This is a genomic window from Patescibacteria group bacterium (assembly GCA_041671645.1).
GTDB lineage: Bacteria > Patescibacteriota > UBA1384 > XYA2-FULL-43-10 > 1-14-0-10-43-13 > JBAZBD01.
In genome coordinates this window covers 214,916-239,864 of record JBAZBD010000001.1, presented here as the reverse complement: position 1 = coordinate 239,864, position 24,949 = coordinate 214,916, and the positions used below count along the sequence as shown (strand labels likewise).

At 45.8% G+C, this 24,949-nt stretch carries 27 protein-coding genes and 1 tRNA gene; 8 read left to right on the top strand and 20 right to left on the bottom strand.

The genetic code is table 11. The features are described from left to right. The first annotated feature begins 1 nt into the window (after position 1). Entirely contained in the window at positions 2-1,726 is a 1,725-nt protein-coding gene (locus tag WC227_01175) for a DUF2207 domain-containing protein (GenBank protein MFA6963313.1), read from the top strand. Positions 1,727-1,812: 86 nt separating this feature from the next. After that, positions 1,813-2,040, top strand: coding sequence for a hypothetical protein (locus tag WC227_01170; protein ID MFA6963312.1), 228 nt, complete (start codon positions 1,813-1,815; stop codon positions 2,038-2,040). 77 nt (positions 2,041-2,117) lie between these two features. Here the strand turns inward: WC227_01170 and WC227_01165 are convergent. Beyond that, a tRNA-Leu gene (locus WC227_01165) sits at positions 2,118-2,203 on the bottom strand. A 202-nt stretch (positions 2,204-2,405) separates the two neighbouring features. Between WC227_01165 and WC227_01160 the strand changes: the two genes are divergently transcribed. Next, on the top strand, positions 2,406-2,846 hold the full coding sequence (locus WC227_01160) for a hypothetical protein (protein MFA6963311.1): 441 nt from the start codon (positions 2,406-2,408) through the stop codon (positions 2,844-2,846). Position 2,847: 1 nt separating this feature from the next. On the opposite strand, the gene WC227_01155 is transcribed toward WC227_01160, so the two are convergent. The 3 genes from WC227_01155 to mnmA all read right to left on the bottom strand — a co-directional run bounded on the left by WC227_01155 (position 2,848) and on the right by mnmA (position 6,598). Further along, the gene (locus tag WC227_01155) at positions 2,848-3,369 is read right to left on the bottom strand and encodes a helix-hairpin-helix domain-containing protein (GenBank protein MFA6963310.1); all 522 of its coding nucleotides are present in this window, start codon (positions 3,367-3,369) and stop codon (positions 2,848-2,850) included. Positions 3,370-3,386: 17 nt separating this feature from the next. Next, on the bottom strand, positions 3,387-5,432 hold the full coding sequence (gene recG, locus WC227_01150; GenBank protein ID MFA6963309.1) for an ATP-dependent DNA helicase RecG: 2,046 nt from the start codon (positions 5,430-5,432) through the stop codon (positions 3,387-3,389). Between the two features lie 68 nt (positions 5,433-5,500). Further along, positions 5,501-6,598, bottom strand: coding sequence for a tRNA 2-thiouridine(34) synthase MnmA (mnmA, locus tag WC227_01145; protein MFA6963308.1), 1,098 nt, complete (start codon positions 6,596-6,598; stop codon positions 5,501-5,503). 516 nt (positions 6,599-7,114) lie between these two features. Between mnmA and WC227_01140 the strand changes: the two genes are divergently transcribed. From WC227_01140 to WC227_01130, 3 genes are read left to right on the top strand one after another with little or no spacing between them, the layout of a single operon-like run. Then, positions 7,115-7,483 carry a hypothetical protein gene (locus tag WC227_01140; GenBank protein MFA6963307.1) on the top strand — a complete coding sequence of 123 codons (369 nt, stop codon included), beginning with the start codon at positions 7,115-7,117 and terminating at the stop codon, positions 7,481-7,483. Positions 7,484-7,492: 9 nt separating this feature from the next. Then, complete coding sequence (locus tag WC227_01135; protein MFA6963306.1) at positions 7,493-7,735, top strand: hypothetical protein; 243 nt, start codon at positions 7,493-7,495, stop codon at positions 7,733-7,735. Positions 7,736-7,751: 16 nt separating this feature from the next. Then, entirely contained in the window at positions 7,752-7,904 is a 153-nt protein-coding gene (locus tag WC227_01130; protein MFA6963305.1) for a hypothetical protein, read from the top strand. 42 nt (positions 7,905-7,946) lie between these two features. Here WC227_01130 and WC227_01125 read toward each other — a convergent pair whose 3' ends face one another. From WC227_01125 to rsmI, 11 genes are all read right to left on the bottom strand, one after another. Next, on the bottom strand, positions 7,947-8,732 hold the full coding sequence (locus WC227_01125) for a bifunctional 5,10-methylenetetrahydrofolate dehydrogenase/5,10-methenyltetrahydrofolate cyclohydrolase (GenBank protein ID MFA6963304.1): 786 nt from the start codon (positions 8,730-8,732) through the stop codon (positions 7,947-7,949). A gap of 9 nt (positions 8,733-8,741) precedes the next feature. Then, entirely contained in the window at positions 8,742-9,128 is a 387-nt protein-coding gene (locus WC227_01120; GenBank protein MFA6963303.1) for an iron-sulfur cluster assembly scaffold protein, read from the bottom strand. Positions 9,129-9,236: 108 nt separating this feature from the next. Continuing rightward, positions 9,237-10,466 carry a cysteine desulfurase family protein gene (locus tag WC227_01115; protein ID MFA6963302.1) on the bottom strand — a complete coding sequence of 410 codons (1,230 nt, stop codon included), beginning with the start codon at positions 10,464-10,466 and terminating at the stop codon, positions 9,237-9,239. An 80-nt stretch (positions 10,467-10,546) separates the two neighbouring features. Continuing rightward, a complete protein-coding gene (locus WC227_01110; protein ID MFA6963301.1) occupies positions 10,547-10,759 on the bottom strand; it encodes a type II toxin-antitoxin system Phd/YefM family antitoxin in 213 nt (70 codons plus the stop codon). Positions 10,760-10,918: 159 nt separating this feature from the next. Continuing rightward, positions 10,919-11,227: a hypothetical protein gene (locus WC227_01105; GenBank protein ID MFA6963300.1), complete on the bottom strand. Its 309-nt coding sequence runs from the start codon at positions 11,225-11,227 to the stop codon at positions 10,919-10,921. Positions 11,228-11,337: 110 nt separating this feature from the next. Then, positions 11,338-12,429: an N-acetylmuramoyl-L-alanine amidase gene (locus WC227_01100; protein MFA6963299.1), complete on the bottom strand. Its 1,092-nt coding sequence runs from the start codon at positions 12,427-12,429 to the stop codon at positions 11,338-11,340. A gap of 270 nt (positions 12,430-12,699) precedes the next feature. Next, entirely contained in the window at positions 12,700-13,497 is a 798-nt protein-coding gene (locus tag WC227_01095) for a TatD family hydrolase (protein MFA6963298.1), read from the bottom strand. A gap of 14 nt (positions 13,498-13,511) precedes the next feature. Further along, the gene (locus WC227_01090) at positions 13,512-14,354 is read right to left on the bottom strand and encodes a hypothetical protein (GenBank protein MFA6963297.1); all 843 of its coding nucleotides are present in this window, start codon (positions 14,352-14,354) and stop codon (positions 13,512-13,514) included. Positions 14,355-14,370: 16 nt separating this feature from the next. Then, entirely contained in the window at positions 14,371-15,795 is a 1,425-nt protein-coding gene (metG, locus tag WC227_01085; GenBank protein ID MFA6963296.1) for a methionine--tRNA ligase, read from the bottom strand. 72 nt (positions 15,796-15,867) lie between these two features. Then, positions 15,868-16,302: a hypothetical protein gene (locus WC227_01080; protein ID MFA6963295.1), complete on the bottom strand. Its 435-nt coding sequence runs from the start codon at positions 16,300-16,302 to the stop codon at positions 15,868-15,870. 66 nt (positions 16,303-16,368) lie between these two features. Then, entirely contained in the window at positions 16,369-17,064 is a 696-nt protein-coding gene (rsmI, locus tag WC227_01075) for a 16S rRNA (cytidine(1402)-2'-O)-methyltransferase (protein ID MFA6963294.1), read from the bottom strand. A 91-nt stretch (positions 17,065-17,155) separates the two neighbouring features. Between rsmI and WC227_01070 the strand changes: the two genes are divergently transcribed. Then, entirely contained in the window at positions 17,156-17,434 is a 279-nt protein-coding gene (locus WC227_01070; protein MFA6963293.1) for a hypothetical protein, read from the top strand. 8 nt (positions 17,435-17,442) lie between these two features. Here WC227_01070 and WC227_01065 read toward each other — a convergent pair whose 3' ends face one another. The 3 genes from WC227_01065 to WC227_01055 all read right to left on the bottom strand — a co-directional run bounded on the left by WC227_01065 (position 17,443) and on the right by WC227_01055 (position 20,670). Then, positions 17,443-18,909 carry a divalent metal cation transporter gene (locus tag WC227_01065; GenBank protein MFA6963292.1) on the bottom strand — a complete coding sequence of 489 codons (1,467 nt, stop codon included), beginning with the start codon at positions 18,907-18,909 and terminating at the stop codon, positions 17,443-17,445. Between the two features lie 535 nt (positions 18,910-19,444). Further along, positions 19,445-19,708: a hypothetical protein gene (locus tag WC227_01060; protein ID MFA6963291.1), complete on the bottom strand. Its 264-nt coding sequence runs from the start codon at positions 19,706-19,708 to the stop codon at positions 19,445-19,447. 608 nt (positions 19,709-20,316) lie between these two features. Continuing rightward, entirely contained in the window at positions 20,317-20,670 is a 354-nt protein-coding gene (locus tag WC227_01055; protein ID MFA6963290.1) for a hypothetical protein, read from the bottom strand. Between the two features lie 1,103 nt (positions 20,671-21,773). Here WC227_01055 and WC227_01050 point away from each other — a divergent pair. Beyond that, entirely contained in the window at positions 21,774-22,544 is a 771-nt protein-coding gene (locus tag WC227_01050) for a helix-turn-helix domain-containing protein (GenBank protein MFA6963289.1), read from the top strand. On the opposite strand, the gene WC227_01045 is transcribed toward WC227_01050, so the two are convergent. Both WC227_01045 and rsmA read right to left on the bottom strand, forming a co-directional pair. Further along, positions 22,541-24,043: a class I SAM-dependent methyltransferase gene (locus WC227_01045; GenBank protein ID MFA6963288.1), complete on the bottom strand. Its 1,503-nt coding sequence runs from the start codon at positions 24,041-24,043 to the stop codon at positions 22,541-22,543. The genes WC227_01050 and WC227_01045 overlap by 4 nt on opposite strands. Then, positions 24,040-24,948: a 16S rRNA (adenine(1518)-N(6)/adenine(1519)-N(6))-dimethyltransferase RsmA gene (gene rsmA, locus WC227_01040; GenBank protein MFA6963287.1), complete on the bottom strand. Its 909-nt coding sequence runs from the start codon at positions 24,946-24,948 to the stop codon at positions 24,040-24,042. Before rsmA ends, WC227_01045 begins: the two co-directional genes overlap by 4 nt. Position 24,949 lies beyond the last annotated feature (1 nt).

Sequence of the window (24,949 nt, the reverse complement as noted above, 5' to 3'; positions counted from 1 at the left end):
TATGAAAAAACTACTGCTTACGTTTATCTTTGCTTCCGTTGCAGCACTCTTTCCTGGAATAACCCTTGCTCGTGACACCAGCCAGATCACTGACTGGTATATCAAGGATTTTAGAAGTGAAATTGTAGTCAACAAAGATTCTAGCCTCGATATTACCGAGACCATCACCGCTGATTGCGGCAAACTACCAGACAAGCATGGTATTTTTCGCATGCTTCCGACTTATTACCAGAAAACCGCTTCACAGAAGATAGACACTCCAATCGATCTCAAAAGCATTACCGATTCAAGTGGAAAAGCGATCCAGTATTCGACCACGAAAAAAGATGGCTCGATCACCTGGAAAATTGGAGACCCAGATATTGCTGTCACGGGTACAAATATTTACAAAATTAATTACCTAGTCAAAAATACGATCCGTTTCGACAGCACCAATTTTGATGAATTCTATTGGAATTTAAACGGCAATTTCTGGCAAATCGAAACCGACTCATTCACTGCTAAAATTAAATTCCCTGCGGAGATCAGCAAAAGCACGGCCAAGGAGATCAATCTGTACTCAGGCAACTTGGGCATCAAGGATGCAGGACTTGCGACCTATAGTTGGACCGATACTAACACAATCGAAGTAAAATCAAGCAAAACTTTAGGGGTCACAGAGGGCATTACTCTCTCTGCAACTTTCCCAAAATCAATTATCGCCCCTTACACGCCGACATTTCTTGAGAAATATGGTGGCCCGCTCACCTTTCTAATCCCTCTTTTTGTTCTCTTCTACATGATCCGTGTCTGGGGTCGGTCAGGTAAGGACCCCAAAGGTGCTGGCGCCGTCATGGCCGAATATGAAGCACCTGATAATTTGGCTCCCATCGAGCTAAGCGTCCTGGAAAAAAATGGCCAGATGAGAAACCAGGCGATTACTGCCGCCATCATCAATCTAGCGGTCAAAGGGTTTCTCAAGATAGAACAAATTGAAAAGAAAGGGCTTTTCGGTCAGAAGGATTTCAAGTTAATCAAGCTTGAGGGAAAATCCGCTCTATCAACATCAGAAAAAGACCTCCTTCCTTTTCTCTTCGCCGGCAAATCGGAAGTTCTGATCTCCGAGCTAAAGGACAAATTCTATAGCAATATTCCAAGGCTGAAGAAAACGGCGCTGGATGATTTGAACGCACAGGGTTATTTCGATCCCAATGGCTTCAAATGGAAAGCTGGGCTATTGGTCGGAGGATTTATCATCGGATTTTCAGGATTCTGGCTCCTTGCCGTCGACATCTTGCTTGGTTTCAATATTATTGTCGCCGGCCTGATTGTCTTTGTTTTCGCCTTTCTCATGCCGAGACGAACGGCCAAAGGAGCAGAAACTCATCATAAAATTCTCGGGTTCAAGGAATTTATCAATAAAACCGAAAAGTATCGCGCCAACTTCAACGAGAAAGAAAACATCTTTGAAAAATTTCTGCCCTATGCCATCCTTTTCGGCTTGACTGGCGTTTGGATCAATAATATGAAGAAGATCTACGACGAAGATTATTTCATGAACTATCACCCAATCTGGTTTTACGGTCCGATGTTTACCAATTTTAACGCGAACACATTTAACGACATGGTGACAGACCTTTCGAACAATATGAATTCGGCGATTTCTTCCAGCCCATCCAGCTCCGGTGCAGGCGGTGGCGGCTTCTCTGGTGGTGGCGGTGGCGGTGGTGGCGGTGGTGGTTGGTAAACTTCTATAGCTTTTATTTATAAACAGCCCGAGATCTATCGGGCTTTTTGTAAATATGTATAATAACTGATAGGGGGCACTCTCTCATGGAAAATAACCTCGCTGGCCAAATCATGAGTATTCTAATCGCAGACTATTTTTGCGATTACACACCGGGTATGATCTACAACCAGCTTGGTTTCGCGAATTACGAAACAGGGATGTACGATCAAATCCGGCAAGCGTTCCGCTTCCTTCACGAGCGAGGCTTGATTCAACAAAGCCGCATCGCCGAAGGAGCTTACATCTTCCTCGACCCAGAGGATATCGGTTGACCCGCTTCAAAATTATGAGGCGGGTTGTTTTCTGTATTCAAATAAAAAAATGACCATTCCGAAGAATAATCATTTTTTGGTGCCCGGGAAAGGACTTGAACCTTCACACGGTTTCCCGCACTAGCTCCTAAGGCTAGCGTGTCTGCCATTCCACCACCCGGGCTCTTTGCTAAACAGATGAAATTTTAACCTAAAACGACGATTTTTTCAAGCTTAGGGGCGAAAAACAGTAGTACACGGAACAGAATTCGCATGTTTCTCGTCGATCGACCATATTCGTACGAATTTTTGGTGTGTAGAGAAGATTGCCTTGCAAACTATTTTTTATTAATTTATAATATTGGTAACTATATAAGGAGGGTTTTATGGCTGATGATTTTAGCACGCAATCTTGGGGTTCTTCACAGGTCAATTCAGACGATAGCGCTAATACACAAACTACTGACACGAAAAGTAGCGATTTTGAGTTTGGTGCTGGCTCGGACGGCTTAGCCGACGCTCCAGTTTCAGCTCCTATCAGCGAAAAATCAGATGACAACAGCATTGTCGCTGCCGCTGACCTGATCAAGATGCACGAAAATGATGCCAAACCAACCTCCTCCGTTGCCGCCGCAGATGACGATGATGGCGACAATCTGGCCGATTTGGAGAGCAAGATCAAACTAGCCAAGGGCGACCTCGAAGACTCAATCAAAGAATTGCAAGACAAATTGACCAAAGCTGACGCTATGCTGGCCAAAATTACCAAGGTTCGTGATGACGAGAGGTCTCTGGCCAAAGAAGTCCAAGAAGTCCTATCCGTATAAATTAGATCGTTATATCGTTCTTAAACTTCTCAAATATTTTATCTCCTATGCCGGAGACGTTTTTGAGTTCATCAGTCGATTTAAACGAACCATTTTTCGTTCTATAATCCAAAATTCTCTGTGCCAATACTGGGCCTATCCCCTTCAATTTGTCTAGCTCGGTTGCATCAGCAGTATTGATATTAATTTTCCCAGCGACTGGCGCAACAACCGGTGCTGTCACAACTGGCGCTGGGACGGTAGCTTTGACGGTTGGCTTTACCACAGGTGCGGCAGGAGCCGTTTCTACGCTCTTGCCCTCTGCAGCCTGGATTATTTCCTCCGGCTTGACCTCTTGGACAGAAGGAGCCTTCTGACTGGCATTTTTGAGCTCCGCTATCTGCTTCTCTGCATCTTCCAATCTTTTGCTCGTGTCGGGCTTCAAATAATTCTCTCGCCAGAGCAAATACCCGCCGCTGGCCAAAGTCAAAATAAGCAAGAGCACCCCGATCGCTATTTTGTTTCGTTCAATGAAATCCCCCATAGATTTCCCAGAGAAATTTACTCTAAATGTTTGTTATAGATAAAATTATCCAACTTTTTGGCAAGTTTTGGAAGAGTTTTGATTTTGTTGACCGTTTCCTTGGCCGCCTCACTCGCCATCTGGATCAGATGGTAGTCCGAATATGAAGCCATCCTGAGATCTATCAAGCCAGATTGGCTGGTGCCGAAGATCGATCCCGCTCCCCTCGTCTCCAAATCTATCTCGGCCAGCTTGAAGCCGTCCGTTGTCGATTCAAGTGCCTTTAATCGAGTCAATGCTTTGTCGCTCGTAGAATTTGAAAATAGAAAGCAAAAAGATTGGTGCTCTGCCCGACCGACTCGTCCTCGAAATTGGTGAATCTGAGCCAGACCAAATCTTTCGGCGTCCTCAATCATCATTACGGTCGCGTTGGGCACGTCAACTCCTACCTCGATCACCGAGGTAGAGACGAGTAATTGTGTCTTGCCAGAAGCAAATTCGGACATAATCTGATCCTTCTCTTTGGCTTTCAGCTTGCCGTGTAACATTGCTATTTCTAGCTCAGAAAAAATAGTTTTTAGCTTCTCAAACTCAGAAATTACCGACTTCCTATCCTCCTCAAACAAATTCTCTTTGATTTCTCGTTCCTTCTCCTCAATCAACGGACAGATAACAAAGGCCTGGCGGCCAGCCCGAATCTGAGCTCTGATAAATTCATAGGCCTTATCTCGATTGAACGGCTCGACGAAACGTGTTTTGATCTCCTTACGATTGGCTGGTTTCTCACGAATTATACTCAAGTCCAAATCGCCAAAGAGTGCCAAGTGCAAAGTCCGTGGTATCGGCGTGGCTGTCATACTCAGGAAGTGAGGCGTCATTGCTTCCTTCTTTGCCTCTAATTTACCCTGCAAAGCAGCTCTCTGATCAACCCCGAAGCGATGTTGTTCGTCAACGATTACCAGTCCAATATCTGAAAAACTAACACCCTTTTGGATCAAAGCCTGGGTTCCGACAATAATCCAATCTGTATCTTTGGCCATTTTCTTCGATGAGGTGAAAATCCCAACGCCATCGCCAAATAGCTTCGTGAGTGTCTCAAAATGTTGATTTGCCAAAATCTCTGTCGGTACCATCAGAAGCGACTTCATGCCCGCTTGCTTGACGGACCAAGCCGCCAGAGCCGCTACTATCGTCTTGCCACTCCCAACATCTCCGTTGAGCAGTCGGCTCATCGGGTGAGGGTTACCCAGATCTTTGACAATCTCCCAGAGTGCCTTCTTCTGATCTCCAGTTAATTCAAATGGCAATTTGGCAATCTCAGATTTCAATTCGTCCAAGTCAGTTTCAATTTTATAGGACTTCTCGCCGCTTCTTTCCGCTTTGGCAATCGCAGATTGGAGAGAGATGAAGAAAAGTTCATCAAAAGCCAGACGCGCCTGGGCCTTGGCAAGAGAAATATTATCTTTTGGATTGTGAATATTCGAAATAGTCTCGCCGATCGGCAACAAATCGTATTTTTGAATAATTTCGGCCGGCAAATACTCTTCGATTTCATCAGCAATGGGCAAAATTGTGTTGATCAACTTGGCGATATAGAAACTAGTCACACCCGAAGTGACGCTGTAAATTGGAGCGATTCTCGGTCGGTCTACCCTGACCGGCGACTCCATGGCGTATCCGCCAGAAAAACGATCAAAATTAACCTTGCCGTTCAATATGACGAAGCTACCGTTGTGCAACATTTTGGCCAAGTAAGGTTGATTGAACCAAACCACTTTTAGACTAGCCGACTCGTCATCTACCACCGCCTCCGTGACCGTAAAACCGCGCCTCCGCGTCTTTTTGTTGGCAATTGCTAATATCTGACCTTTGACCGTAAAATTGTTGTTATTTTGCCAATCATCGGCTAGCTCTGCCGCAATATTTGAGATCTTGGAGATTCTAGTGTAATCCTCATAACGTCGTGGAAAATAGTAAATTAAATCTGAGATCGAGAAAAGTCCAAGCCGCTCAAATTTCTTGGCGCCTTTGATCCCAACTGAGGGCAAATATATAATCTTTGTTTGAAAATCGAGTTTTTCCATCTGTTGCTATTATAGCCATGGTTCTTCCCCTTTAGAAGGGGAAGTTAGAAGGGGAAGTTAGAAGGGGTTTATCGAATGATTCCCCCGCCAACGACTTCGTCGCCGCAGTAGAACACGGCCGATTGCCCAGGTGTCACAGCGCGCTGAGGAGTTTCAAATTGAATAAGGAATGAGGAATTAGGAATAAGGGATTTTACAGTGCAGGTCACAGCTTCGGCCCTATATCGAATCTTGACCTTAACGTCTTCAAACTTGTTGATGTATGCATCAGCCACAATCATTTCACTTCGTGAAGTGTCTGCATTTTCGCCCACGATCAATTCATTCTTCTCCAAGTTAAACCCAACAACATAAAGCGGTTGTCTATTTACTGACTCGCTGGCTAGCTGACTTGCTGATTGGCTAATGCCCTTTCGTTGTCCAATCGTATAATTGACCAAGCCCTCATGCTGACCAACTGTATATCCCTTTTGGTCGACAATCCGTCCAGATTCAAAATATTCTGGAGGTAAATGACGCTTCAGAAATTCTCGATAATCGTCTGCCACGAAACATATCTCCTGGCTCTCGACCTTTTCGTAGACTGGCAAATTTTTCTCCTTGGCCAAGGCACGAACCCGATCTTTGGTCATTTCACCGAGCGGAAAAATGATTTTAGACAATTGCTCCTGGCCCAATTGCCAGAGAAAGTAACTTTGGTCTTTGTTCTTATCTTTGCCTCGGAATAATCTGTAATGGTCTGTCTTTTCGATTCTCGAATAATGTCCAGTCGCAACTTTTTCGCAACCGATCTGCTCTGCAAATTCGAGCATCCAGCCAAACTTGATCTTCTTATTGCAAAGAACGCAGGGATTTGGAGTACGCAGAGCCCGATATTCATCCAGATAATAATCAACAATATCTTTCTTGAATTTTTCCCTGGCGTCAACAACGTAAAATGGTATTTCGAGCTCCGCCGCCACCTTGCGCGCGTCAGCCAAGGCTTTCTCATCGCAACAGGCATTTTCGCGAGATATAGCGCAGCTCTCATCGCTCCAGAGCTTCAAAAAAAGGCCGACCACTTCGAAGCCCTGCTCTTTGAGAAGCATGGCCGCGACGGAAGAGTCAACTCCACCGGACATTCCAATTGCTACCTTAATTTTCTTTTTTTCGTTTTCTTTTGCCATTTTTGCTTGGTTTACTATTGACAAACATCATAGTTTATTTTATTGTTTCGGTCAAGGGAGGCTTGTGATATGAAAGATGAGCCCGAAAAGAAACCTTTCGCATGTACGTGTCCCGACATTGCCGCGACACAGGCAAAGTACATGTCTGATTGTGAAGCAGTCGTGCCAAGCGAAGTCGGCAATTTCTGCAGCCGTTGCAAACGGCAGACAATCTTATGCCACATTTGTGGCGGATTCCGGCATATTCCGGACAGCGTGGAAGAATAAGGGGGTTCTTATGCCTATATGGTACATCAGCCTTCCGATGCTGGCCATCGGAATAATCATTGCGTTCTGCACCCGAGGGAAAAAGTCAAAAATTGGTGAACTGGGCTTTTACCTCGCTTTTATCGGGTGGATATTACTTGTTGGCGAGCTGGCACATGAACAGATGCACAGTCCGAGTAACCATGGCGGAGCGGGTGGCGACATTCACTTCTGAAGAAAACTAAGTATCTCATACACGGGAGGGCACTGATGAGAGCATTAATTTTCTACGTCCCGGCAGCAATTGCTGTTGCGGGCTTGTGCATTATGATTTCCGGCAAGTTATTTTGCCAGAAAGGCAGTTACGGTGCCAAAGCCGTCTTCTGGTGGTCATACTGCGCAGTCATTTCGGGAGTTACGATCCAGGCTTTTATCTGGATCTGCGAGAGAGGTATGCCAATTACCGAACTCGCAATTACGTCAGTCGTGGCCATTTTCCTTGGCGGCTATCTATCTCAAAAAGATACTCGAAGCCAAAAAATGCCCAAGAGTTTAATCTTCTGGGGCGGGATAATCGCCACGGCGGCCCTCTTCTTCTGCATGGTTTTTGCAGGAAAAGAAATGTTCCCACGGGGATAGGAGGAAAAAATGATTCTGATTGTAACCGCAACATGGGTTGCACTGATGCTCGTAGGGATTCTGACGGTCACACTTGGCATCGTCTGCAGGAGAAACGAGATAATCTCGCTGGCCAAGAATGACCCACGATGGCCTACGCCCAAGCCAAGCTGGCTTGATAAACTGGACCCATACCTACTCATGAAGATGTGGGTTGCTACAGCAGCCGTCTTCCTGATCCTTGGATGCTATGCCGCCCGCAACGGCTATTAGCCGTAAAGGAGGGGAAATGCGCAAAGCCAAAAATGCCGGGGCTACCGGCACAAACTCTGCCCAAGCCAAACAAAAGAAGGCGGATAAACCCGCCGCAAAAGAAAAGCTACCGACTGGATGCGTGAACTATGGGTTCGTTAAAGACCCACCTGGTCACGAAGACTGGTAGAATAAGCTAAGGCTTAGCACTCGCTAAGCCTTTTTTAGTACATTATTTTGAAACTAAATTGCGAAATAGCATCGCCACTGTGACTGGGCCGATGCCGCCCGGGACAGGTGTATAGTACAAGGCCTTTTTGTATGTTTCAGGATCGATATCGCCCTTGAGTTCGCCGTTTTCTTCAGCCGTTCCAGCATCAATCAGGACGACGTCATCTGACACCATCTCTGGCTTGATGATGCCGGCCTTGCCAGTAGCGGAGATAACAATATCAAATTTGTCCAGTTTTGCGATTGATGAGCCACTTTCGAAAACGCTGACCTGAATATCTAAATCTTTTAACGCCTTCTCTAGGGGTTTGCCAACGAGAAATCCATGACCGATCAGAGCGATCTGACTCGTCTTCAAATCCTTCTCTGATCGCTTCAGAGCTTCTAGAATCGCTTCCGCAACAGGCGGTCGGAAATCCGAATCCAATCCCTGGCAATAGCGCAAGCCATCGACATCTTTGGCTGGGCTGATCGCCGTGATAAGTTTGGCACGATCAAAGGACTTTGGCATTGGAATTTGAATCATAATTCCATTTGTTTCAAAGTCATCATTTAGAAATTCGATACACTCTAGGATTTCTTCCTCTGGAGCATCTGATTCGAATTGATAAATATTGAAAGTAATACCAACTTTTTCGGCCAAATTTTTCTTGAGCTCTGCGTACTTGAGAACCACTGGATCTTCGCCAACAACAATCTCAGCCAATATAGGCTTGGGGTCCATGAGCACAATCTTGTCTGCTAGCTCTTTCAATATCTCTTCTCTAATTTGTTTGCCGTCAAACATATCTTTCACCTATTTATTTTTACTTTTATAATTTTCTACTGCCCTGTGAATTCCATCGGCGGACAATATCGAACAATGATATTTTTGTTGTGGCAATATGCCAAGCGCTTCATTGATATCATCGCGAGAGATCTTGGCCGCCTCATCGAGTGACTTGCCCTTGACCAATTCAGTCATCATGCTCGAAGAAGCAATCGCGGCAGCACAACCAAGCGTTTTGAACTTGATATCGTCGACATACTCCTTGCCGTCATGTTTACCGACTTTGATGTAGATATACATGACGTCGCCACACTTCATATTGCCAACTTCGCCGATACCATCGGCGTCCTTGATCTCGCCGACATTTCTCGGATTATTGAAATGATCCATAACTTGTTTGCTATATTGCTGCATAAGATTTACTCCGTAAAATATTTATCATTTTTCATTACTCATTAATTGTTCATTTTCGAATTGATCAATGGGAAATTAATGGAAAATGGGTAATGATCAATCGTAAAATTACTTAAATGGCGACATTTGTCGCAGTTTAAGAATAATTCCTGGTAATACTTCAATCACCTTATCAATCTCTTCTGCGGTAGTCTCACGACTTAAGGAGAAGCGAATCGAGCCATGTGCCTTCTCGGGCGGGACTCCCATCGAGGACAACACGTGACTTGGGTTGAGCGATCTCGATGTGCAAGCACTGCCTGAAGAGACTTGGATACCCAAGAAATCGAGATTCAATATAATTGCTTCGCCTTCGGCGTTCAAGAAAGAGATATTGGCGATATGAGGAGATCGTGGTGCCTTGCCACCGTTCACGATCGCATCAGAAATATTCTTCACAACTCCGTCGATTAGTCTATCGCGCAACGTTTGAACTCTATCGGCCGCTCCTCGCTCGATATTTGTGATCGCCTGTGCGATCCCAGCGATTGAAGCGACATTTTCCGTTCCAGCTCTCAGCCGAAACTCTTGGTCTCCACCGCTAATTTGATGTTTAATCGGCGTACCCTTTTTCGCGTACAATACTCCAATGCCCTTTGGACCATGGATCTTGTGAGATGTAAAAGTGAGTAAATCAACGCCCAAATCTTGGACATTCATATCTAGCCATTCGGCCGCTTGAACTGCGTCAGTGTGGAAATAAATTCGCTTCGCGGATTTATTTCGAGTTGAAAGTTCAAAGTTGAAAGTTAAAAGTCTTTTGCCGATCTCGGCAATCGGCGTGACGACGCCTGTCTCATTGTTTACGTACATCAAACTGACCAAAATCGTATTGTCTCTGATCGCCTCGATGACGTGTTCTGGAGTAATTAAACCATTCGCATCAGGATTGAGGTAGGTCGCCTCGATCAAACCCTCCTTCTCGAGCTCTTGTACAGTGTGGAGGACGGCGTGATGCTCACCTGCACCAGTGATGATATGAGGTAATGTGTTAGTGGCTTGAGGTTTGAGGTTTGAGGAAATGCTTCCAGCTTCTGCCCTCAGACTTCCGACTAACCCTCGCAAAGCGAGGTTATCGCTTTCCGATCCGCCAGAGGTAAATATCACCTCGGTAGCGTCGCAACCCAAAAACTTAGCTACGGTCTCTCGACCGTTATCAACCTCAAGGGCCGCCTCCTGGCCGACAGAGTGAATCGAAGATGGATTGCCCCATGCCTCCTCCGAGACTCGACTCATCGCCTCAATCACCTTCTGATCAGGTTTGGTGGTCGCCGCATTGTCTAAGTAAATATTTTCCATAATTATTAGTTTTTAGTTCTTAATTTTTATTCAATTATTAATTAGAAATTTAAAATTAGTAATTGATTAGAAATTATTAATTAAGAATTAGAAATTTTCTTTGCTATCTTCCGCATGTCCTTCATACACTCTTTGCATTCGCTACCAGTAATTAATTTTTCAAACTCTGGTTTGGACACCAAATAAGCGACCGACTTGGAGTATCGGCTGATTTGATAGACTTCCCCGCCTTCGACTTCCTTAATCACCTTGGAAATCTGATCCTGAAGTTCATTTGTAGAAATAGTTTTCATAATATTGTCTCGCTAGTTTACTGTAACAAGTAATGTAACATTTCTCGAAATACCTGTCAATAATGCCTGAAATTTGGCAACAAAAAAGCCCTCAACAAGTGGGGGCGATCATTTTTTGCCCGCAGAGTGCCCGCCCGATCTGGGCAAGCACCTGTTCTTTTAGTATAGGAACCTCTTGGCGCCATATACTAAGGCCAGGATATGAAGTGCGAGACATCCAGCTCCGAGCCAATTGGCTCCATGTATCAAAGCCAGAATCAGAAGTACGAGGCAGGTGATGCCAAGGAGTAGAGATACGGTCCGAAGGATTACGATCAAACAGTAGTCCCCGGCCGAACTAATTCCATACATCATCTGCTCTTTGGTCGACAGCGGTACTAGTTTCATGCAATAGCATAAAAGCCAAAGTACCGAAAAAACGATAAAACCGATCAGCCAGATCAGCCAGTGTGCGCTGATTGCTTGCATTTTTGCACCCCCCTTCGGTGTCAGTAAATCTTATCAGATGCCAAATTTATGTCAACATCCCCCCATAAACGAGAAAAGGCTAGCACCAATTGGTACTAGCCAGTTCCCCCTCACTTTCTTTTTTTCACCTCCTCGGCAAGCTGGAGTAGCGGCCGCAGAGCCACTTTTTCCAGCATTTTCCGGCGGTTGCCCTCATTTCTGAGGCGCCACGAATCATTGGGATCACCGGGGATCCCAAGCTCGATCAACACTCGGTGCTTCAACGGATTATGATTCCGATTCAGCACTGCGAGGCCACGAGCTTCGACTATCTCTTTGGCGACACCCTTATAGCGTCGGCCATACCGGCCCTCGTTGATCCCTTGCGAGATCAGCTCAGCCAAGCGCGGCATCTCGGACGCATGTCGATCGTAGCAGACATGCAACCCGTCCCAACCTTCGCCCATACTGTCGATATGCAGCGAGAGGAAGAAGACGCCCCTGTACTTGGCCTTGTGAGCCTGGTACAGAGCGTTCGCCGCGTCAGCACGAGCCGTGAGGCCTGTCCCGTTGTTGGTCAGTTTCACACCGTTCGGGAGAAGCGGAGTAACAGGCAAAGGCATCGCCACGCGCGGCGAGGTCGACACCTCCATGGTCGGAGACCAAGCCGTGTAAGCAACATCGCCGCCTTCGGCACGGACCATATCGCCAAGCTCCTTGGCCATGCGATATGTGTACGCCGCCTCATAATACTCCTGGCCGTTGAACTGCCAGTAGCAGCCCGGGTCTACCCCATCCCAGGGGGTGTTGCCACCGTGACCCGGGTCAAGGATAACCAGAACGTTTGAAAGGCTTCCGCTTCCCGTTGACTTGATCGGCATATTGGGCTGCGGAACGTCAGGGATGATTACCTGATCAGGAGTTGGCGCCTGGATCGGCGCTTTGGCAGTCGGGGCAGAGCGTGGAGACGGGGTGACGCGGTGGACCTTTTTTTGAGGCCACCACAGAACGAGTGCCAAGACGATCAAAATCGGAGCCAGGTAGGCGCCGAGCGAAACCGCCTTGTTCCATTGCCCTTGAACTTCGCTGAGCTTTCGCCAGGCGTATTCCAGAGCGTAGTACACGCCCATGACAATGGAGGACAGTACTATCCAGATCCCCAGGATGATCCCTAGAATAATCCGGAGGGTCACCTGTACAGCCAATAACAGAAATTTGTGCATGATTTCCTCCCTTGAGAGCCGACCCAACATGCAAATGGGCAGCTCGAATTTGTTGTATAGCTGCGTTGATCAGCCTACGGCAGAGCCGTTGGTGATTGACTAATCACCAATACATTATATCACTTTGAGCTCAATTTGTCAATGTGTTTAAACACAGAAACCGCTCTTTCGAGCGACTTGTTCTGTTGGACATTTGTAATTTGAACAATTCGACCCTAAGGGTCCCCTTTCCCGAAGGGAAGACTTTGTCTCGGGGTAATCCGTTATTGATTATCTAATTCCGAAAAACTTCATCGCTTTTTTGGTCGTTTCCATCTCAACTTCAGCCAAAGAAATCCCCTTGATCAAGGCGATCTTCTTGGCTACTTCAACGACAAAAGCGGGCTCGTTTCTCTTGCCACGGTATAGCTCAGGCGCCAAATAAGGAGAATCTGTTTCAATCATAATATTGGCTAGCGGAGTCTTCCGTATCACCTCCGCAATATCTGGATTTTTATACGTAATATTGCCAGTGAACGAGAGAGCAAAACCCATATCGATCAACTTTTCCGCCACTTCCCAATTGCTCGAGAAGCAGTGCATCACCGCTCGAAGTTGGCCGTGGTAAGACTTCAAAATCCCGAGAAGATCGGCATCAGCCTCACGAGCATGAATTATGGCTGGCAGATTTGTCTCCATGGCCAGATCAAGCATTTGCTCAAAACAGAACATTTGCTCTTCGCGGGTAGGATAATGTGCATATTTGCTCGAACGCTTGAGATAATAATAGTCGAGCCCTATCTCACCGATCGCTACCACTTTCTCGTGATTTGAGAGAGCCATCAACCAACCTCTGGACTCGATGTCCAGCTCTTTGGCGCTATGCGGATGGATGCCGACAGAAGCATATACTTCGGGATATTTCCGAGCCAGGTCAACTGAATGCTTCGAAGTGTCGCAATCGACGCCGACGTTGACAAGTCTCTCGACGTGCGCTTCCTTGGCACGACCAAGCACACCCGGCACTTCGGTCTTGAACTCTGGAAAATCCAAATGGCAGTGAGTATCGATGAACACGTTGTGTTCCAATTTCTAATTAATAATTACCTTGCTAGTGTTGCATATATTATGCACGCGATTGTAACTCCAGCGCAAGCTAAGTCTGGCACAAAATTCCGGCGCTCCTTGAAGTAGAAATATGAGCCCAGATATGTCAGAAGTGGCGCCAGGAGGAGGATAATCGTGGAGTGAACAACGCCGATTTCTGCAAAGGCTGAGTATTTTAACACCATGAGCGTAGCGCCGATCAGGGATGCCGCAAGCAAGCCCATCCTGACTGGCTTAATTTTGAGAATGTCATAATTCGGTTTGAAGATGATGTGGAAGATAATCGTGAGGAAGAATACTCTGAAAAAATAAAGAAGAGCCGGAGAGAGGTCAACGAGCAGAGTCTTGATACAAATGGCTTCAACGGCGATAAACACGACCGCCAAAGCGGTTCGGGAGGCTGTTTTGGAAAAATTAAGGTGATGTTTCTTGAATTTGAAAATTAGCAGTGCCAAAGTCGAAACAATACCAGCGATAATCGCACTCGTGTTCCTCTCGCCGGGGAGAAATATCATCGCCATGATCACGGTGGCCAGCGGCACAGTCAGGATAATAGCTTCGTACTCGTGAAGCGGCTCTGTTTTCATACTTTTGGCGAGAAGAATATTCCAAATTGTAGAAGAAGCGAGCAGCAGTACAAAAATCAGCAAATGTGGCAAGCTCAAGACGGTCGAATCAAAACGAAAATCTATTGGAGCCAGGAAAAGCGAAATCACGGTGATGAAAGCAAAAGCGATCGGCAAATACTCCTGCACAGCCAGCTTCATCTTTCCCAAAATTATTTTGTTGATAATATCTTCACCGGCGCTCAAAAGAGACGCCAGGAATGCAAAAAGCATGATCTTCCTCCAAAAATTATGATTCAATTCGAGGGAAAAGTGGCATCGGTTCTAGAGATTTTAATTGACTAGCCATTTTCTCTGCCGTTTCTGGCATGAAAGGCTGCAACACTTGAGCCAATGAGGTCAAGCAATCGTATGAATGCTGTAAAGTTTGTGTCAGCTCCTCCGTCTTGCCCTCTTTTGCCAAAGTCCAGGGCTCTCTGTCAGCAATATATTTATTCTCTGCCTGTGCTACATCGGTGATTTTCTTCAACGCCCCAGCGAAATCAAGACTGTCTAATTCTTTGTCGATTCGTATTTCGTATTTCGTATCACGTATTACAGAATCTTCTTCTCCCTTATACGTTATACCTGATACGTTATACTTGACCATCATCGAGATTGTTCTCTGCAGCAAGTTACCAATATCATTGGCCAGCTTGTTGTAAGAGAGGGCCAGCTTTTCGAGCGAGACATCGCCGTCTTCGCCAAAAGGGAAGGCGGAGAGTAGATAGAATCTGACTGCATCGGCACCATATTTCTCGATAATTACATTTGGATCAATCACATTGCCAATCGTCTTGCTCATTTTCTGGCCATTCACGGTAAAGAAACCGTGGGCAAAGACCTTGCGGGGCAATGGCAGATCAAGAGCGATCAGCATCGCTGGCCAGATCACGGCATGAAACCAGACGATATCCTTCGCCATCAGATGCAGACTGGCAGGCCAGAATTTCTCCTTCTCGTATATCTCGCAAGCAGTGTAATAATTGAGCAAGGCATCAATCCAAACATAAATTGTCTGCTTGGAATCGCCTGGGTATGAGACGCCCCACTCTACCGCCGCACGAGAAATCGAGACATCCTCCAAACCTTGCTTGATCTTGCCAACAATCTCGTTCTTTCGTGATTCGGGGGCAATTTTCAGCTCCCCATTTTCTATCCGCTCAAGCAATTTGTCCTGGAGTTCTGACAGCTTGAAGAAATAATTCTCCTCTTTTTGCTTGACCGGTGGCTTCTTGTGATCTGGACAACAGCCCTCCACTAGGTCTGATTCTTTCAAGAATTTCTCGCATCCGACACAGTATAGCCCTTCGTATTCACGCTTTTCGATATAGCCATTTTCTTGCAAATCCTCGACAAAATCCTGAACATACTCCTCATGCTTTGGGTTGGTCGTGCGAAAAAATTGGTCATATGAAATGTTCAACTTCTTCCAGACGTCAGCAAATTTCGGAACCAGTTCATCCGCAAATTCTCGAGGCGTCTTGCCCAATTTTTCAGCCGCCTCAGCTATCTTGGCGCCATGTTCGTCAGTACCAGTCAGGAAAAAAACATCGTCGCCTTTGGCGCGATGATAACGCGCCAATACGTCCACCGCGATCGTAGTGTACGCGTGGCCAATATGTGGAACGTCGTTGATATAATAGATCGGGGTCGTAATATAATATTTGCTCATAAATAGATGATAACAAAAGCGATCACTTCTCTCAATGGCCAAATAAAAATGCCCCGATTCAGTATCGGGGCGTTAGGCCGTGATTTTGAGGTGTTCTTCGAACATCTCCTTGAAGGCGATTTTGAGCGCCTCCATTTTGTATTCATGGCTCAACAGCGCGAGACAGCGCTGTTTGGTGCCGAACTTATCGTCCGTCGGGCTGATAGCAAACTCGCCTTTGCGCGTCAAAAAAACGGTACAAGGAGAATCCTTGGGCACTGCCAGTTTGACGGCGAGAACCTTCTCACCTTTGAAGACGATAGGCTTTGCGAGAGAATTCTCAACAAGCCGGCCAAACAGTAAGACGGCAATTTCGCATGCTCGCCCCACTGCTATCTGTCGTTCCTGTTCTGTATAGTAGGTTGCACACAGAACGTCATATAGTTCCTTGAGTTGCGCTTGCAGCTTTCGCTTTTTTCGTAAGCAAACAAAAACTGCTAACAGGAAAATCGGAATAGTCCAATACATAGTACCCCTCCTCTCAACGCCGTTTTCCACCGCTAGTATAGCCGTTTTGAGATCAATCGGCAACCCTTATTTGACCAGCCTCTTCACAATTAGTACGATTTCCCCTTTTAGAGTATGCTTTTTGAGATTTTCAAGCACAATTGAGACACTACCGCCCCAATATTCTTCAAACATTTTGGTGATTTCACGAGCGATGAACACTTCTGTATCCTCGCCTAGATATGTCTGCACGTCCTTGAGCGTTCGCTCTAGTCTCAATGCATTTTCGTAGATAACAATAGGGCAATCCAAAGTTGAGAAAGATTTGAATTTGGTCTGTCGGCCCTTTTTCTTCGGCAAAAACCCAGCAAAATAATATTCTTTATCAATTAGCCCGGAAACACTCGCGGCCGCAACCACTGCGCTCACGCCCGGAATAGGAATAACATTGATCTCAGGGAATTGATCTCGTATTTGAGAAATTAAATATTCGCCAGGGTCTGAAATGCCTGGAGTTCCGGCGTCAGAAACCAAAGCAATGTCTTTGCCGCTTTTCAATTCCTGGATTAATTGCTCTATTTTGCCAATTTTTGAATGTTGAAAATAAGAAACCAAAGGTTTGCTGATCTCAAAATGTTTGAGTAGTACCCCAGTATTCCTGGTGTCTTCGCAAGCGATCAGATCAACACTTTTCAATATTTCGAGCCCACGCAAAGTCATGTCGGAGAGGTTACCGATCGGCGTTGCGACAATATATAAAGTTCCTTTTTTCTCGTTATCCATGATATTCCTAGATAATTTTACGCCTCACTATACCATATTTTCTTTATATGTGCTATATTATAACAAAATCTAGTAGGAGGTTGAATGTGTAATGTCAGGAGAAACAAAACCGCCGGTTTACATGATATGTGTAAGCCCAGAGCTTAAACAAGGCCCCATCATGGTGCCTGCCTACTTTCACCCGACAACCCAAACTTTTGAGGTTGAAAATCTTCCAGAGGAGCTGTCTGGATACCGTCTGATAACACTAAACGACATCATGGTCGGTAAAGTACTTGTACTAACAAAGGATGGAGAAAATTTCCATCTCCACATAAGTGGGTACGTTTTCAGGGAGAACTACGCAATCACCCCGCTGCCTAAGGCATAGCGGGGATTTTATTTGACCAAGCTCAATATAATGGTCAGGACTAGTCCAGCCGAGGCGAAGGCAAAGGCGGCCCAGCCAAATATTTTGACCCAAGCCGGATGAGTCTCGCGGCCCATAATTCTCTTGTCGTTCCCCACGATCATGATCACGAAGAGAAGAGGAATCGAAATAATACCGTTGAGATATGCAGAGTAGTAGAGTGCTTTCATCGGATTAATGCCGATGAAATTGAGGAGCAGGCCGACGATCACGGAGAAGGAAATAACTAGATAAAAGGCCTTGGCCCTTGAGAACTTCTCGTCCAGTCCCTCACGCCAGTTCATCAGCTCCGCAAGAGCGTAAGCGCCCGAGCCGGCCAGGACAGGTATGGCCAAGAGACCAGTGCCCAGAATTCCTAGAGCGAATAGCAGAAATGCTTGGTCACCAGCAAAGGGTCGAAGCGCTTCAGCTGCCTGCTGAGGCGAATCAATGCTAAAAATTCCGTTTGCATTGAGCACCTTGGCAGTTGTTAGAACGATGAAGAAGAATGTTAGATTGGCAAAAACCATCCCTGTCCTCACATCTGTTCTCATATGGGCAATTCGGCCGGTCAGCTTCTGTAATGTCCCTTCACGCCTCTCAACCTTTTTCTCCTCCACTTCCTCAGAAGTTTGCCAGAAGAATAGGTAGGGGCTGATCGTAGTTCCAAAGACTGCCACTATTGCGAATATATATGCCTTGTCGAAAATAACATTGGGCGTGAGTGCCTCTTTGAAGATCATGAGCCAATCAGGATGGATGATGAATCCCGTGATTAGATAGGCGAAGAGCGACAAAGTGAGCCACTTTAATATTTTGGAGTAGACCCGATACGGTATCATTATCTCAATCAATATGATCAATACGGTCAGGGCGACCGCCACTACATAATAGTTTACTGGGACAAGCATATTGACAGTCGCAGACATGGCGGAAATATCCGCTCCGATGTTGGCGACGTTGGCTACGATCAAAAGCAAAATAATAATCGCAACAAACCACTTGCGATAATGTTTCATCAGCACTCCAGCCAGCCCTCTGTTGGTGACAATGCCGATACGAGCGCAGGCTTCCTGCACCGCTGTCATAAGTGGCAAGAGCCATGGCGCCAACCATATCAAGCCAAAGCCATACTGTGCGCCGACCGAAGAGTAAGTGCCTATACCAGAAGGGTCGTCATCCGCCGCGCCTGTAATGATTCCAGGCCCGAGAGCACGAAAGAAAAGCTTCGCCTTGGTGAAGGGATGCTTTAGAATTTCCCGCGCTTCATTGAGCTCTGCTTCGGTGATACGGAATGTGCCATCGGCCGTTCTCTCAACTTCGACGATACCCCAAACAATAAGCTTGCGAGCCAAAATGAGCGGAATGCCTAGTTCATGGCGAAATTCCGAGATCGTGAAATGTTTGTGTCCGTCCGACTGAGCCGCTACTTCTGCAACGTATTTTTCTTCCGACATATTCCCCTCACAAATTAGTGGTTTGTATTTAGTATAAAGTATTGACGAAAGAAAATGAATAACAAAAAACCGCCGATATTTCTATTGACGGTTTTCTTAATAAATAATTTGGATCTGCGAGCGAAATGCAGGAGTTGGCAACTTGTTCCTCCTCTCCATAAATTATGGTTAATAGGTTGCCGCTCTCAAATGCTTGCCCTGAAAGCGTTAGCTCTCAAGAACTTGTGCTCTTAAGGCGGCTCAAGCCGCCACATTTGCACCCGCAGGTCAAAAAAATCAATCCTCTTTCGAGGAAAAATAAATCAAATGGTTGATTTGTCTATTTCTCAAAAGAAAAAGGTTGAGAGACACCGCCGTTATGGCAATGTCTCTCCGGTAATTTTCTCTCACCTTCGTGGTGAGAGATGAATTCGTTGTCTCTGATTCGTCCTCGACAAGTGACGGCAGACATACAGTCCTGCAACTTTATCCATCTTTCCGCAGATGATTCGATAAGATTATTTTTTGCACTGATATCTCTAAACAGCTGACCATTCTACTCGACATAGTGCCATTTACTGACACTATGCCGGCTGCAATATGATTGCAGCTGATCATCGCCATCCTGGCACGTTTCAGTCCAGCGCTCATGCTGGACGCTGAGGGAGATGAATCTCCCAATCTCCGGCAAATTGCCGGAGATTTCGAACTCGGCAACATCATGTGCCGAAGTTCCGGCATAATTTCCGGTGCGAACGGAGATCTTTCCGTTCGCAATATTTTCAACCCGCGCTTTGCGGATTGTGCCTTTTGTGATCATCTTTTTCTCCTCCCGAAGCTTAACCTCCCCCTTTCGGGTTTCAGTGCTTTTATCGGGATGCCTATTCAGCTGGCCATTCATCTTCGAAAAGGTGCAGGGCGCAGCCGAGTAGGAAATACTTAAAGGATTTTGTCGTTTTAATTCGGCATGGCTAAATAAATAGTTTATTTAATACATTCAGAATCAAAAGGTTTGAAGCGCACCAAGTGAATAATTCACTTTGCGGTGCGCTTCGGGATATTTTCTCTCACCTTCGTGGCGAGAGATGAAATTGCTATTTTCGGACTTTCGTCCCAGGCAATAGAAGCCTGTTTCTCGATTGGTGAAACTCCTGAAGTTATCACCTCAACGCCGATCGAGAATCGGCCTTGTCTCTTTATTTCTGCTTGCTTTTTAGGCAGAAATGGGCTGACTTACCCCTTGCTCTCCTCAGGGTGAGATTGGTCGTGCAAGTGTGTTACGACCATATCTGATTGTTAACGGACAACCAGCAAACCTAAACGTTCAAAGTCATAAAAACCTCCTTTGAACTGCCAGAATTCAGTCTGGCACCCGGCTTGTTGATACAATGGCTCAACAAGCAAAACCAATAGTTTAATGGCTACTGCTTATATCCAGCAGTAGTTTTTGTTGCTGCTGGAGGATTGCTCCTCCCCCTCTTCGTCCACCCAGACTTCTATATCCTCCTGATGGAGGAAATATCCGATCCCCTCGTGCAGGGATCCCGCATCGATAGGATAATGGAATACCTCACTCGAGGTACGGAACACCCCACCCGGGGTGAAATATGGGTCCGCTACCACCATAATTGGCACGGTTGTACCGTCATTGGTTGTAGTTTCAACGAATTCGACCACGACTGTGTGGCCCTCATTATTGTCTTTCGAAAATTTTCCGTCGGCTTCGCGATAGCCGAGAGACATCAGAAGCTCCACGGCCTCTGGCTTATTGTTCAGTATCATTATAATTCTCCTCCCGAAGCTTAACCTCCCCCTTACGGGTTTCAGTGCTTCTACCGGGATGCCTAATTCAGCTGGCTGGTCACCTATATAATAGATGGCAAGCACAGCCGAATAGGCCAGAAGAACTGCTCCGATCACCGTCAAAGCGAAAAGAGTAGGATAGTGTGTGCCACATAAATTTTGGACACAGCAAACTATTTCTCTCAGGGCGTTTCGGCCGAGTGATCAGAAATGATGGTAGAAAGATATATAGAATTTCTAATTGATCTAATTGCTCTAATTTCTAAATAAGTCCCAATTATTTAATGTCCAATTGGACACTCGGATCTTGAGATTTAATTAGGTAATTAGTAACTATTAATTAGTAATTCCGGTCTGGCGTTAATTCTGGCGTATATGCTCGATATGAGCTCAAACGCCGTTATTCGCGCCGTTGACACTTACGAATATTGCCCCTCCTGAGGAAGCCCCCCATCACCCTTCTTGCGAAGGATGGGGGGTGAGTTTTATACTTATCGCTAAACTCCTGTGTCATGGATAAATGTACTACTCATAAGTCGGTTGAATCTGATCCTATATATATGATGTATTATCTTGTAAATGCTTGAACCTGTGCGGCCAAACCGGATATTGATAATATCTTCCATATTTCCGCCTAAGGGGCGGGAATTTGATCGGGATTCGGGTAATTCCCCTTGCGACTCAATTGAGTGTGCTGGGGATGATCTCAAGTGGCGTGAATTTGCGCTCTTATCTCCTGAGATACGAGCCGGATTGTGCCATTTGTGATCGGGATCGCCTTATCTATTGATAGGGCTTGATCTTTTTCTACCTATGTACCTATTTGGTTGTAAATGTTCTATCAGTCTGGGCAGCGGCCTAATCCTCCTGTGGGTTGTTCGCCTTTCTCATCGTGATGGGTATATTATAGCATGCCTATTTGGGATTGTCAAGGGTTTATGACCAATTTGTCACTATATCGTGACTGTCTTATTTACCGATTGTTGGCTCCGTGACTCACTTTTTTGTTATTAGAATCGAGATTTTGACTATACCTGTCACGAAGTCTTGACTACTACTTTGGAGCAGTATATAATACTATTATGCAGCTAGACATACTCAAAAAGGTCGGCTTGACCGACCAGGAAATCAACATCTACAGCGCCCTCCTCGAGGGTGGTGAGCTCCCTGCGCACGAAATTATCAAGAGGACCGGCCTCAAGAAGGGAGATTGCTACAACAAGATCTACGCTCTCAAGGGGCTTGGCTTCATCGAGGAGTTCAGCAAGCAGAAGAAGAAGCATTTTCGCCTGGCTCACCCTGAGAAGATCAGGGAATACACCGACGCCCAGATTCACGCCGCTTCGCTGGCCGAGCGCGAGATCAACGCCGTTCTCCCCTCTCTCATCTCCGCATTCAATCTGACCTACCACAAGCCAGGAGTACAGGTCATGGAAGGGATAGAAGGAATCAAGAAGCTCTACGAGGACACAATCCAAGAGAACAAGCCGATCTATTCATTTCTTGAAGCCAATGAATCAAATATGGAGATATGGAAATGGCTTCGCGACGTTTACGTAAAGCAACGTGTAAAAGCCGAAATTACTGCTCGCGTTATAGTATCGGCCGCAGAGGACAAGAATACTGCAGAGTATATTTCACACGACGCTGAGGAGCTGCGGGAAACAAGGATAGTCAAAAAGAGCCTATTCCCCTGTAAACTAGAGATTCAGGTATATGGAAACAAAGTTTCCTTCGCTAACTATAACAAAGGCGATGTTCCGCTGGCCGTAATTATCGACAACAAAAGCATCGCTGAGAGTATGAGAGGTCTATTTGAACTAGCGTGGAAAGGCGCCGAGAAGCAAGATTAGGCAGCTATTCTCTTCCTTACTTCCTCTAGACGTGATGAATCTTCTTGCGCTATTTCGGTTTTGGCACGTAGATTCTTCTGACTCTTGCCTCTAGGCCTTACAGCGACAAACAGATGTTCCAGGACTGCCAGTTGTTTTCCGTCAGGACCATCAATCGGGACAAAATAGTCGTAGCACTCAGCGAGATTGAAATCAGCGTCTTCTAATATACCAATCATCTCATTTTTGCTTGGGAAATATCTTGGCGTTTCAAGCTCTTCGTTCTGTTCTGTCGGATTTCCGGCGCTCTTTGAGGGTGCGTCGACTAGAGCCCCAAACGGAATCGGCTTCTGTGCATCGTTATCCTGGCCATGCAACCGCTGATATTCTCGAACCGCCCTTCCATAACCGCCAAACTCACGATCAGGCATCTCGATAGCGACTATGCCGCCAGGTCGCACATTATCATAAATATTTTTTAATACCTTCATTTGGCCTTCATGATCACCCGCAAATCCAAAGGTGTGCCACATAACGATAGCAGCGTCGGCCTTATCGGGGCCAAATCTCCTATCATAATCTTCGCTGTCAATATCGAAGAAATTGCCCTGCTGGATTTGGATGTTTTTTTTCAGATCGTCTAAGTTTTCTACCTTTGGAGAAACTTTTAGAGCGTCAAAGACAGTGTTTGCCGATTCTGCAAGTTTATCTGAGGTCTTGCCTGTAAAACCATCCCAAAACAGCTCTGTCCGATCGTCTACTTTCTCGACCATTCCCTTTGAGATATCGATGCCATTCACATGATAACCTAGAGTGGCTAGAGGAATAGCGAGTCTTCCTTCTCCGGCTCCCAGATCCAGAATTGTAAGCTCTTCGGGATTCTTTGCCCCTGTGGTTAAAGTGTGAAGCATTAATTCCTTCAAGAGATGCTCGAGACTCACCGTTGTGTTCGTTGTCAAACCTTCGTAATCGCGCAGGTTAAAGTCAGATTTATCATACAAACGTTGTAAGCGTCGAGCAATTATCTCTTGAGAGAAAAGGCCTCCTTCAAGTTTTTCTTTATCTGACTTCGGCTGCTCCTTTAGAAAATCATCGATAATGAACTGTGCATCCATAAAGCCCTGAGGTGTGGCAGGATAGGAAAGCAAGCCTTGCAATTCAGCGTTAATTAATGCCAAGCCGCGAACCGCCAGGTCAACCTTGCCCTCGTTAAAATTCTGGAATCGCTCAGCAATTTCCCTCAGAATAGATTTCTCAATCAGTTCAACCTCCAGAGAACTGTCCTGGAACTTGAGCATAGTAGCAATATGACCAGATACCTTCTCGGCTAAGTCCAGAGTCTCCTCGTAAACCTCTTGGAATTCTCGAGTGTCGCGCAGGTCAAATTCTGGGAACGTCGGCTCGACCAGATCGTCCGAATTATAATTAATGGCTGAAAAATGACCATCATCACCTTCAACTCCTTCGTTCGAGACTGATTGATTTTGATCAGGAGTCGGCTCGCCGATTAACTTCATCATTTCAGTTTCAATATTAATGATAGCTTCTTCCACTCTTCCAGACTCAGCTCTTGTGCTCTGGCGTTTTCGCCAAGTCCGATTGATTTAATTATATCCGCTATTGCTTTTTTATCAATTCGAAGTCCTGCCGATAAATTGTTTATGAGAGTTTTGCGCTTGCTGGCAAAGCCAATATGGATCAGACGGAAAAGTTCTCTCTCGTCTTCCGGTTGAATTCTGAATTCTGAATTCTGAATTCTGATACGAAGTATCGCCGAATCAACTGCAGGAGCTGGGAAAAAAGAATCCCGCTTCACGACGCTTACAATTTCCGGTTCGCCAAATGCTTGGACAGATAGCGCGAGAATTGATAATTGTCCTGGCTTAGCGCAAATACGCTCAGCCACCTCTTTTTGCACTAACAAAACGATTGACTCAGGCTTATTCTCTGAGGTCAGAAACAACTTGATGATTTTGGCCGTAATGTAATAAGGGATATTTGCCACCACTTTGTAAGGTTTTCCGCCCGTCAGCTCCGGAACATTGACCGCTAGAATATCGGAGTTTAGCACAACCAGATTGTCATTCCGGACTGCGGCTTGAGATCCGGAATCTAGGTTAACAATACTGGATCCTGAATCAAGTTCAGGATGACAAAATTGTGAACTCAACAATTTTGCCAACTTATCGTCTTTCTCAATTGCGATGACTTTGCCTGCCCGCAAAATTAATTCCTCCGTCAACGTGCCAAGACCTGGGCCGACTTCGATTACAGTGTCGCTAGTTTTTATCTCAGCCGCTTCTACGATTTTTTCCAGTACCTCTCGATCAACTAGAAAATTCTGGCCCAAACTTTGCTTGGCCAATAACCCCTTAGACTTCAAATATTTTGTAAGTTGTTCTTTATCAGTTAAATCAATCGACATT